The sequence below is a fragment of the Limnohabitans sp. Rim8 genome (genome assembly GCF_945869175.1).
GTDB lineage: Bacteria > Pseudomonadota > Gammaproteobacteria > Burkholderiales > Burkholderiaceae_C > Limnohabitans_A.
The window spans coordinates 1-10,220 of sequence record NZ_CAMBNZ010000099.1 but is presented as its reverse complement, the minus strand read 5'-3'; the positions used below and the strand labels follow the sequence as shown (position 1 = coordinate 10,220).

Annotated in this window: 11 protein-coding genes; 9 read left to right on the top strand and 2 right to left on the bottom strand. The window is 58.2% G+C overall.

From position 1 onward, the window contains the following. Positions 1 to 81 precede the first annotated feature (81 nt). Genes Q0O19_RS12680 through gndA form a run of 9 tightly spaced genes read left to right on the top strand, consistent with a single transcriptional unit; the run spans position 82 to position 7,884 of the window. Positions 82 to 606, top strand: a complete 525-nt coding sequence (locus Q0O19_RS12680) for a gluconokinase (RefSeq protein ID WP_295523534.1) — start codon at positions 82 to 84, stop codon at positions 604 to 606. Positions 607 to 623: 17 nt separating this feature from the next. Then, positions 624 to 962: a hypothetical protein gene (locus tag Q0O19_RS12675; RefSeq protein WP_295523532.1), complete on the top strand. Its 339-nt coding sequence runs from the start codon at positions 624 to 626 to the stop codon at positions 960 to 962. A gap of 39 nt (positions 963 to 1,001) precedes the next feature. After that, a complete protein-coding gene (locus Q0O19_RS12670; RefSeq protein WP_295523530.1) occupies positions 1,002 to 1,976 on the top strand; it encodes a TRAP transporter substrate-binding protein in 975 nt (324 codons plus the stop codon). 55 nt (positions 1,977 to 2,031) lie between these two features. After that, positions 2,032 to 2,571 carry a TRAP transporter small permease gene (locus tag Q0O19_RS12665; protein ID WP_295523528.1) on the top strand — a complete coding sequence of 180 codons (540 nt, stop codon included), beginning with the start codon at positions 2,032 to 2,034 and terminating at the stop codon, positions 2,569 to 2,571. Next, positions 2,568 to 3,851, top strand: a complete 1,284-nt coding sequence (locus tag Q0O19_RS12660; RefSeq protein ID WP_295523526.1) for a TRAP transporter large permease subunit — start codon at positions 2,568 to 2,570, stop codon at positions 3,849 to 3,851. The genes Q0O19_RS12665 and Q0O19_RS12660 overlap by 4 nt, the downstream gene beginning before the upstream one ends. Continuing rightward, entirely contained in the window at positions 3,848 to 4,615 is a 768-nt protein-coding gene (locus Q0O19_RS12655; protein ID WP_295523525.1) for an SDR family oxidoreductase, read from the top strand. Before Q0O19_RS12660 ends, Q0O19_RS12655 begins: the two co-directional genes overlap by 4 nt. Positions 4,616 to 4,635: 20 nt before the next feature. Further along, the gene (locus Q0O19_RS12650) at positions 4,636 to 5,676 is read left to right on the top strand and encodes an L-idonate 5-dehydrogenase (protein ID WP_295523523.1); all 1,041 of its coding nucleotides are present in this window, start codon (positions 4,636 to 4,638) and stop codon (positions 5,674 to 5,676) included. A gap of 39 nt (positions 5,677 to 5,715) precedes the next feature. Then, complete coding sequence (locus Q0O19_RS12645; RefSeq protein ID WP_295523521.1) at positions 5,716 to 6,465, top strand: SDR family oxidoreductase; 750 nt, start codon at positions 5,716 to 5,718, stop codon at positions 6,463 to 6,465. Positions 6,466 to 6,474: 9 nt separating this feature from the next. Next, positions 6,475 to 7,884 (top strand): NADP-dependent phosphogluconate dehydrogenase, encoded by a 1,410-nt coding sequence (gene gndA / locus Q0O19_RS12640; protein WP_295523519.1) that lies wholly within the window; start codon positions 6,475 to 6,477, stop codon positions 7,882 to 7,884. A 9-nt stretch (positions 7,885 to 7,893) separates the two neighbouring features. Here the strand turns inward: gndA and Q0O19_RS12635 are convergent, their stop codons facing one another. Together Q0O19_RS12635 and Q0O19_RS12630 are read right to left on the bottom strand one after the other, a co-directional pair. Then, entirely contained in the window at positions 7,894 to 9,087 is a 1,194-nt protein-coding gene (locus Q0O19_RS12635; RefSeq protein WP_295523517.1) for a mandelate racemase/muconate lactonizing enzyme family protein, read from the bottom strand. 87 nt (positions 9,088 to 9,174) lie between these two features. Beyond that, positions 9,175 to 10,182, bottom strand: a complete 1,008-nt coding sequence (locus Q0O19_RS12630) for a TRAP transporter substrate-binding protein (RefSeq protein WP_295523515.1) — start codon at positions 10,180 to 10,182, stop codon at positions 9,175 to 9,177. Between the last annotated feature and the right edge of the window lie 38 nt (positions 10,183 to 10,220).

Sequence of the window (10,220 nt, the reverse complement as noted above, 5' to 3'; positions counted from 1 at the left end):
TGGCGGGTGTCTCAGGCCAGCCTTTGATCTCGCCGGTACCCGAGTGCATGGCCATGGCCAAGTGACAGCCCAGCCCAAGTCATGAGCATGACGCCTTTGCGCCTGATCGTCATGGGGGTGTCCGGTTGTGGCAAATCGACCATGGCCAGCGCTTTGGGCGAACGTCTGGGTCTCGAGATGGTGGATGGCGATGACCTGCACCTGCCCGAGAGCGTGGCCAAGATGCGTGCTGGCATCGCCTTGCACGATGCCGATCGCTGGCCTTGGTTAGACCGCATTGGCGCATGCTTGGCGCAAGCGCACGCCAAAGGACGGGTGGTCGCCTGTTCCGCACTCAAGCGGACCTACCGCGACCGCATCCGACAACAAGCGGGAGAGGTCTGCTTTGTGTTTCTGGACGGCGACTTTGAGTTGATAAACCAACGTATGCGCCAGCGCGTGGGCCATTACATGCAGCCGGGTTTGCTGGAAAGCCAATTTCGCACCCTTGAAAAACCCCAAGCCGATGAGACCGATGTCATCCGCCTGCCCATCACCGAGCCTGTGCAGGACATGGTCCAGCATGCACTCGAGGCTTTGCAGGCACGCCTGCACCCTGCCCTCTGAACCCTCGAAAGCCACCCATGTTCATCCGCTGTGCATTTTTTCAAGGCCACGTCAAACCTGGCATGGAAGACGCCTTCAACCGCTACATTCGCGAAAAACTCGTTCCCTTGTGGACGCGCTTCCCGGGCGCCCAAGAAGTGCGCGTGTTGCGCCAAGTCGAGAGCGATGTGACCGACCCACACTTTGGCATGGTGCTGTCGGTGCGCTACCCCAGTCGCGAGTCGATTGAAATCGCACTGGCTTCGGCCGTGCGTCTGGAAAGCCGCGAAGTGTCCAAGGATTTGATCGCCATGTTCGATGGCACTGTGTTTCACACCGTCTTCAGCGCCAACGAGTACGCGCTGCCTACCGATTGATTTTTTCGACCGCTCTTTTTTTAACCAGGAGACAAAACCATGAAACTTTCCCGCATCCTTATCGCCTGCCTCGTGGCTGCTGCTGGCACCAGCGCCTTCGCCGCCAAGTTCAATCTGAAAATGGGCCACGCGGTCAACGCGACCGATGGCCAACATGCCGCCGCCCTGAAGCTGGCTGAATTGGTCAAGCAACGCACCAACGGCGATGTGGAAATCACCGTGTTTCCCGCCAACCAATTGGGCAATGACGCGGCCATGATCAACGGCACGCGCGGCGGCACGATCGACATCGTCTCCAGTGGCGCTTCCAACTTCAACGGCATCGTGCCCAACACGGCAGCGATGGAATTGCCTTTTGTGTTCCGCAACGCGCAACACGCCTACACCGTGCTCGACGGTGCAGTGGGCACGGGCGTGCTCAACGAATTGGCCCCGCACGGCCTCAAAGGTCTGGCCTATTGGGAAAACGGCTGGCGCGCTTTCACCAACAACAAGCGCCCCGTCAACAAGCCTGAGGATTTGAAGGGCTTGAAAATCCGCTCCACACCCAACCCTTACCACATCCAGGCGTTCAAGCTGCTGGGCATGAACCCTTCACCCATGCCCATTGCCGAGCTGTACACCGCTTTGGAAACCGGAACCTTTGACGCGCAAGAGCACCCCATCAACGTGACCTGGTCGTCGAAGTTTTATGAAGTGCAAAAACACCTCACGGTGAGCAACCACGTTTACTCACCCCTGGTCGTGGCCATGAACAAAGCCAAGTTCGACAGCCTGCCGGCCAATTACCAAAAAGTGGTGGTGGATGCCGCACGCGAAGCGGCCACATACCAACGCAGCTTGAACGCGTCCAACGCGGGCAAAGTGGTAGCTGATCTGAAGAAGTCCGGCATGCAAGTGATCGAGAACGTGGACATGGCGCCGTTCCAGAAGATTGTGTCGGCCGAAATTGCCAAGACCTTTGGTGAGAAAAGCGGCACCGCTTTGCTCAAGGCCATTGAAGACACCAAGTGATGATTTGAGTCACGTCACGCCCCCTCTTTGGAGGGGGCTTTTTTGTGAATAACGTATGAAAAAAATCAACGACCTTTTCTTCAAGCTGGCAGAGTTCACGCTGGTCATCATGCTGTCGGCCATGGTCATCATGGTGTTTGGCAACGTGGTGCTGCGCTACGGCTTCAACGACGGCATCATCAGCTCGGAGGAATTGTCTCGATTTCTTTTCATCTGGATTACGTTTTTAGGAGCCATCGTCACCATGCGTGACAACGGCCACTTGGGCTTGGACTCTGTGGTTCGAAAACTCAGCTTACAAGGCAAAAAAATGGCTTTTGCCATCTCCAATGTGCTGATGCTGGGCTGCTGCGTCCTGATGTTCTATGGCACGCTCAAACAGCACAGCATCAACGCCACCACGCGCTCTGCCGTCACCGAAATCCCGATGAGCTGGGTGTATGGCGTGGGTTACATCACCAGCGTGGCCATGGGCCTGATGATTTTGGGCAAACTGGTGCAACTGGCCAAAGGTAATTTCAACGAATCCGATCTGATTCAGGTACAAGACTCGGAAGAAGTCGTGACAGCGCACACCCAAGAGGCCGCCAAATGACCGTCCTTGTATTCATTGTTTCGCTCCTGGCAGCCATGGCGCTGGGCATGCCTTTGGCGTTTTCACTCATCGTCTCGGGTGTGGCCTTGATGCTGCACATGGACAACTTCGACACCCAAATCGTGTCGCAAAACCTGATCAACGGGGCCGACAACTTTCCGCTCATGGCCGTGCCCTTCTTCATGCTGGCCGGTGAATTGATGAACGCGGGCGGCATGAGTCGGCGCATCGTCAACTCGGCCATGGTCTGGGTGGGTCACTTCCGTGGTGGCTTGGGTTACGTGGCAGTGTTTGCTGCCATCGTCATGGCCAGCTTGTCGGGCTCGGCCGTGGCCGACACGGCAGCACTGGCCGCCGTCTTGTTGCCCATGATGCGCAAAGCCGGTTACCGGATGGACCGCTCGGCTGGCCTGATCGCAGCGGGCGGCATCATCGCACCCGTCATCCCGCCTTCGATTGGCTTCATTTTGTTTGGCGTGATTGGCGGCGTGTCCATTTCCAAACTGTTCATGGCGGGCATCTTCCCTGGCCTCCTGATGGGTTTTGCCTTGATCGTGACCTGGTGGATCGTGGCGCGCAAAGACAATGTGGTGGTGGCAGATAAGGTGCCGTTCAAAGAACGTATTTCGGTGACCATCAACGCGTTTTGGTCTTACTTGTTGGCCATTGTGATCATCGGTGGCATGAAGATGGGCATCTTCACGCCCACCGAAGCAGCCGTGGTGGCGGTGGTGTATTCCTTGTTCGTGGGTCTGTTCATCTACCGCGAGATCAAATTCAAAGACCTGTACCGCATCATCCTGTCTGCGGCCAAAACCTCTTCGGTGGTGATGTTCCTGGTGGCAGCTGCGCTGGTATCAGCCTGGTTGATCACGGTGGCCAATATTCCGTCCCAAATTGTTGAAATTTTGCGGCCGCTCATCGACAACAAAACCCTGCTGATGGTCGTGCTGATGCTGCTGGTGATGATTGTGGGCACGGCGCTGGACTTTGCGCCCACGGTGCTGATCCTCACGCCCGTGCTGATGCCTTTGGTGCGCGAAGCAGGCATTGACCCGGTTTACTTTGGAGTGCTGTTCATCATGAACAACGCCATCGGTTTGCTCACTCCACCGGTGGGCACGGTGCTCAACGTGGTCTGCGGCGTGGGCCGCATTCCCATGCACGACGTCATCCGTGGCGTCATGCCTTTCCTCTTGTCTCAGGTTGTTGTCATGGGCTCTCTGATCGCCTTCCCCAGCTTGGTGATGGTTCCTCTCAAATGGATGTTGATGCGATGACTGTTCTGGACTCTTTCCAACTCACCGGCCGCCGCGCCTTGATCACCGGCTCTTCTGCAGGCATTGGCTTGGCACTGGCCGAAGCCCTGGCCCAGGCTGGGGCGCATGTCATCCTGAACGGCCGCACGGCCAGCAAGGTGGAGTCCGCAGCTCTTGCCCTGCAAGCCCAAGGCTTGTCGGTCAGTACCTCGGTTTTTGACGTGACCGATGCCGACAGCGTGCGTGCAGCAGTGGACCAGATCGAGGCCCAAGGCCCGATCGACATTCTGGTCAACAACGCGGGTATGCAAATTCGAGGTCCCCTGCACGAGTACCAGGATGCGGACTGGCACACCCTCATGAAGACCAACCTGGACAGTGTGTACTACGTCGGGCAGGCGGTGGCCAAAAAGATGATCCCCCGTGGTCGCGGCAAAGTCATCAATATTTGCTCTGTGCAAAGCGAACTGGGCCGCCCCGGCATTGCACCCTACACCGCCTCCAAAGGCGCGGTGAAAATGCTCACCAAAGGCATGGCGATTGACTGGGGCCAGTTCGGCATCAACGTCAACGGCATTGGCCCGGGCTACTTCAAGACCGAGCTGAACCAAAAACTGGTGGATGACCCGGCCTTCAGCAGTTGGCTGGTGGGCCGCACGCCCAGCCGCCGCTGGGGCGATGTGCAGGACCTGGGCGGCGCGGCCGTCTTTTTGGCCTCGGACGCTTCGCGCTTCGTCAATGGCCATATCCTTTATGTTGACGGTGGCGTGACCGCCACCCTTTGAATTTTTTGCGAGGAACACCCATGAAATCCGTTGTCTGCCATTCGGCCAAAGACCTGCGCATCGAACACACCGAATTGCCCGACTTGGGCGAGAAGCAACTGCGCGTGAATGTGGCCTATGGCGGCATTTGCGGCTCAGACCTGCATTACTACCAACATGGCGGCTTTGGCACCGTACGCATCAAGCAACCGATTGCCTTGGGCCATGAAATTTCGGGCGTGGTGGATGCGTTGGGCAGCCAGGTCAGTGGCATCGCGCCAGGTCAGCGCATCGCCATCTCGCCTTCGCGCCCCTGTGGCCACTGCCGTTTTTGCCAGGCTGGGCAACACAACCACTGCCTGAATATGCGCTTTTACGGCAGCGCCATGCCCTTTCCGCACATTCAGGGCGCTTTTTCTGAACAAATCATCATCGAGGGCTATCAAGCCCACCGGATTGCCGACCACCTGAGTTTGTCGGAAGCCGCTTTGGCTGAGCCTTTGTCGGTGGGCCTGCATGCCATTCAGCGTGCAGGCAGTGTGCTGGGCAAACAGGTGTTGGTCACCGGTTGCGGCCCCATTGGCTCCTTGCTCATTGGGGCCTTGCGACGCGCTGGTGCGGCACGCATCGTGGCCGCGGACATCGCTGACTTGCCTTTGAAGTGCGCCAAAGAGATGGGCGCTGACGAGGCCATCAACTTGAAGACCAATGCAGCGGCCTTGGACAAATACAAAGTGGACAAAGGCCAGTTCGACGCCGTGTTCGAAGCCTCGGGCAGCGAAGCGGCTTTGCGTGTGGGCCTGGACACCATCGTGCCAAGGGGTGTGCTCATCACGGTGGGCATGGGTGGCGACATCAGCCTGCCCATGACACAAATCGTGGCCAAAGAGGTGGACCTGCGCGGCACCTTCCGTTTCCATGCCGAATTTGCGACCGCGGTGCGCTTTTTGAACGAAGGCTTGGTCAACGGCAAACCGGTGATCACCGGCATTTTGCCGGTGGAGCGCGCCATCGAAGCCTTTGACCTCGCGGCCGACAAAAGCCAGTCACTCAAGGTACAGATTTCATTCCAAAACGCCTGAAAATCAGGGGTTTCAAGGCCTCTCTAGAAAGTTCACAACATGTCGAAAATCGCCCTCGTCACTGGAGCCAGCTCCGGCATTGGCAAAGCCTGCGCCCTGGCCTTGCTCAATGAAGGTTGGCAAGTCGTTTTGGTTGGTCGCCGCGCCGATGCTTTGGCCGCGGCCGTGGCCGAAGCTGGAACCCACTCAGTCAACGCCCACGCCATCCCGACCGACCTGTCCCAAGAGCCAGAAGTCAAAGCCCTGTTCGAGGAGATTCGCGCACGCTTGGGTCGCCTTGATCTGGTGTTCAACAACGCAGGGATCTCCCTGCCCTACACCTTGCCGGGCGACCTCTCGGGCGAAGAATGGCGCCGTGCAGTGGACATCAATTTGAACGGGGCGTTCTACACTTTGTCGCATGCCTTCAAGCTGATGCAAGAGCAAAGCCCACAAGGCGGCCGCATCATCAACAACGGGTCGATTTCTGCCCATGTGCCTCGTCCTGGCTCCATCGCCTACACCGCCACCAAACACGCTGTTTCGGGTCTGACCCGCGCGGCCTCGCTCGATGGCCGCCCTTACAGCATCGCCGTGGGTCAGATCGACATTGGCAACGTGGCCTCGGACATGACCGAAAAAATGGCCAAAGGTGTTCACCAAGCCGATTTGAGCATCAAGGCCGAGCCCCGCATGGACATGAGCGCAGTGGTCGAAACTTTCATGACCATGGCCCGTCTGCCTTTGTCGGCCAACATCTTGTTCACCACGGTGATGGCCACCAACATGCCTTTTGTGGGTCGGGGTTGAATCGAACCTATGAAGAAGTTGGACATCGGCCTTGTGGGCCTGGGCGTCATGGGCGAAAACCTGGCGCTGAATTTGCTCAGCAAGGGGTTTTCAGTCAGTGGTTTTGACCTGGACGCAGGCAAACGTGCCAACTTTGACGCGCGCACTCAGGCTTCGAACGCTGAAGCGGCGAATTCATTGAGCGCGCTGGTCAACGGCTTGCAGCAGCCTCGCTGCATCTGGCTGATGGTGCCTGCAGGTGCCGCAGTCGATGCGGTGCTCGCCGAGTTGACACCTCTTTTGGCCTCGGGTGATGTGCTCATGGACGGGGGCAACACCCTGTACACCGACACCCAACGCCGATTGCAGGCGCTCGAAGGATCGGGCATCCTTTACGTGGGTGCGGGTGTGAGCGGTGGCGAAGAAGGTGCACTGCGTGGCCCCGCACTCATGCCTGGAGGCTCAGCAGCGGCTTGGCCTCGTTTGAGGCCCATGCTGCAAGCCATCGCCGCCCAAACCGAAGACGGCACGCCCTGCTGTGAATGGATGGGGCCAGGCGGTTCGGGCCACTTCGTCAAAATGGTGCACAACGGCATCGAATACGCCGACATGCAAACCATTTGCGAGGCTTATGCATTGATGCACCAGATGCTGGGCATGCGCCCCATCGAAATGAGTGCGGTGTTTCGTGACTGGAACCAAGGCGAACTCAGCAGCTACCTGATCGGCATCACCGCCGACATTTTGGCTTTCACCGACCCCGAGACGGGTCAGCCCTTGCTTGACCAAATTCTCGACACGGCCGAACAAAAAGGCACCGGCAAATGGGCCAGTCAGGTGGCGCTCGATTTGGGCGTGACCGCGCCCACCATTGCCAACGCCGTTTTTGCCCGCACCATCAGCGCCTTGCAGACTGAACGGGTCCAAGCCGCGAAGGTTTTGGCCGGCCCCCAAGCCACACCGGCACCCGAGCGTGCGTCGGTGTTGCCACGCCTGGAGCGGGCGCTGCTGGCGGCCAAGATTTGCGCTTACGCCCAGGGCTTCTGCTTGCTGCGGGCGGCAGACATAGAAAACCAATGGCAACTGCCCATGGGCACCGTGGCTTCGGTCTGGCGTGCAGGCTGCATCATCCGTGCGCGATTGTTGCAGGACATTCGGCGAGCCTTTGACGGTGCGCCCGATCTGAACAACCTGCTGATGGACCCGCACTTTTCTGGTGTGATGGCACGCTGCCAGCAAGACCTGCGTGAAGTCGTGGCGCTGGGTGCCCTGCACGGTGTGGCCATGCCCTCTTTCATGAGCGCCCTGAGCTACTACGACGCTTACCGCTCGGCCCGTCTGCCTGCCAATTTGCTGCAGGCCCAGCGCGACTACTTTGGAGCGCACACCTACCAAAGGATAGAACGGCCAGGCCAATTCCACACGCGCTGGACCGATTGAAGTGCCGGCTCAAAGGCTGATGCGCACCACCGCATCGGCCCGCTTGTGCAAATCGGGCAGCAACTCCAGTCCCAGACCCGGCTTGTCGTTCAGGCTGATCATGCCGTTCTTCACCTGAGGCAACTCGGTGACCAGCTCTTTGTACCAACCGCTGTAAAAAGCGCGCACGCTCTCCTGCATCAGCGCATTGGGCGCGTGCAGCGACAAGTGCGTGGAGGCGGCCCACACCACAGGCCCCGTGCAGTCGTGCGGCGCCACGGGCAGTTGCCAAGCGTCGGCCATGGCCGCGATCTTGCGGGCTTCGGTCAAGCCCCCGCACCAGCTCAGGTCCAGCATGGCGACACCGGCCACACCAGTCTGCAGGTAATCCTTAAAGCCCCATTTGTAGCTGAGTGTTTCGCTGGCGCAAATCAGGGCTTTGCAGTCCACTGCGTACTGCTTGAGCAGATCCAAGCTGTCCATACGGATCGCGTCTTCGTGCCAAAAGGTGTTGAATTCTTGCAAGGTGCGCGAAATCTTTTGCGCCATGGGCAAGCGCCACAGGCTATGAAACTCGACCATGATGTCCATCTTGTCACCCACCGCATTTCTGATCTTGCGAAACGGCTCAAGCGCCGTGTTCAGGTCTTGCGGGCTGATGTACTGGCCATGCGATTTTTCAGCGGCCACATCGAAGGGCCAAATTTTCATGCCGGTGATGCCTTCACTCAGCAGGGACTCGGCCACCTCGTCGGCGCGGTGCAAAAAGCCTTGCAGGTCTTCGTAAGGTCCAGCGTTGTGGCCCAGACCCCAATTGCTGCTGGTCTGGTTGACGTTGCTGCGGATGTACTGGTAGCCCGCGCAGGTGTTGTAAACGCGGATTTCGTCACGGCTCTTGCCGCCCAAAGCGGTGTAGACAGGCATGCCTGCAGCCTTGCCAAAGATGTCCCACAAGGCAATGTCCACCGCCGAGTTGCCGCGTGTCTCAACACCGGAGCCACGCCAGCCCAGATAACCCGTGATGTCACGCTGACGCGACTCGATGGCCAGCGGGTCTTGTCCCATCAGCTTGGGCGCCACCCACTCGTGCAAATACGCCTCGACCGCTTGCGCACCCATGAAGGTTTCGCCCAGGCCCACCAAGCCTTCATCGGTGTGCAATCGCACCCAAATGATGTTGGGGAATTCACCCAATCGGATGGTTTCGAGTTGCGTGATTTTCATGGCAGCACCCATTTCAGTCGTTAAAAAAGCCCCACAGCGGTAGGCTGTGGAGCTGGGAGGCTCAGCAAAAGGGCTGAGCGTCAGGCATCAACCGCCGCGCGACTTCTTCAACTCGTCTTGCACCACCTTGATGGCATCGGCACCGATGGAGTCCTTGTGCTTGTCGTACACCGAAGCCACTTTGGCACGGATGCGGTTTTGCTCGGCTGTGCTCACCTCATTGACCTGCATGCCCTTGGTTTTGAGGCTGGCCAAAGATTTTTCGTTCAAAGCGCGGTTGGCCGCACGTTGCACTTTCTGGCCTTCCATGGCGGCTTCACGCAACACGGCTTGCTCTTGTGGGTTGAGTTGGTCCCAAAGTTTCTTGCTGTACAACACCAGGAAAGGCGTGTAAGCGTGGCGCGTCACGCTCAGGAACTTTTGCACTTCATTGAACTTGGAGGTTTCAATGGTGACAAAGGGATTTTCCTGGCCGTCGATGGTCTTGGTTTCCAAGGCGGTGAACACTTCGCCAAAGGCCATGGGCACGGCGTTGGTGCCCAAAGTCTTGAAGGTGTCCAGGAAGATGTTGTTCTGCATCACGCGAACTTTCACACCATCGAAGTCTTCCAGCTTGGTCACAGGGCGCGTGCTGTTGGTCAGGTTGCGGAATCCGTTTTCCCAATACGCCAGGTTCACCAGGCCTGCGGCTTCAAGCTTGGCATTGAAGTATTTGCCGGCCGCACCGTCCAGCACAGCGTCGGCTTCTTTCTCGTTGGCAAACAAGAAGGGAAGATCAAATACACCCAACTCTTTGATGATGCCCACCAGCGGTGAACTGGAGGTGCAGACCATCTCTTGGGTGCCTGCACGCAGGGCCTGGGTGGCTGGCAAGTCACCACCGGCTGCACCGCCCCAGAAGGCCGTGATTTTCATCTTGCCGCCGGTCTTGGCGGCCAAAATTTCTTGCATTTTCTTGACGCCCACGCCCACCGGGTGGTCTTCGTTCACACCGTTGGTGAACTTGATGTTGCGGTCGGCAAACTGCGCCATCGCGCTTGAAGCCACCAAGAAAGTGCCCGCGATCAGGGTCACCAAATTTCTGCGTTTCAACATGACTGTCTCCTTTGATAAAAACACACAGGGTTAAGAAA

Coding starts and splice junctions, on each gene's coding strand:
- Q0O19_RS12680 (WP_295523534.1), top strand. CDS start 82: ATGAGCATGACGCCTTTGCGCCTGATCGTCATGGGGGTGTCCGGTTGT.
- Q0O19_RS12650 (WP_295523523.1), top strand. CDS start 4,636: ATGAAATCCGTTGTCTGCCATTCGGCCAAAGACCTGCGCATCGAACAC.
- Q0O19_RS12675 (WP_295523532.1), top strand. CDS start 624: ATGTTCATCCGCTGTGCATTTTTTCAAGGCCACGTCAAACCTGGCATG.
- Q0O19_RS12655 (WP_295523525.1), top strand. CDS start 3,848: ATGACTGTTCTGGACTCTTTCCAACTCACCGGCCGCCGCGCCTTGATC.
- Q0O19_RS12635 (WP_295523517.1), bottom strand. CDS start 9,087: ATGAAAATCACGCAACTCGAAACCATCCGATTGGGTGAATTCCCCAAC.
- Q0O19_RS12660 (WP_295523526.1), top strand. CDS start 2,568: ATGACCGTCCTTGTATTCATTGTTTCGCTCCTGGCAGCCATGGCGCTG.
- gndA (WP_295523519.1), top strand. CDS start 6,475: ATGAAGAAGTTGGACATCGGCCTTGTGGGCCTGGGCGTCATGGGCGAA.
- Q0O19_RS12645 (WP_295523521.1), top strand. CDS start 5,716: ATGTCGAAAATCGCCCTCGTCACTGGAGCCAGCTCCGGCATTGGCAAA.
- Q0O19_RS12630 (WP_295523515.1), bottom strand. CDS start 10,182: ATGTTGAAACGCAGAAATTTGGTGACCCTGATCGCGGGCACTTTCTTG.
- Q0O19_RS12665 (WP_295523528.1), top strand. CDS start 2,032: ATGAAAAAAATCAACGACCTTTTCTTCAAGCTGGCAGAGTTCACGCTG.
- Q0O19_RS12670 (WP_295523530.1), top strand. CDS start 1,002: ATGAAACTTTCCCGCATCCTTATCGCCTGCCTCGTGGCTGCTGCTGGC.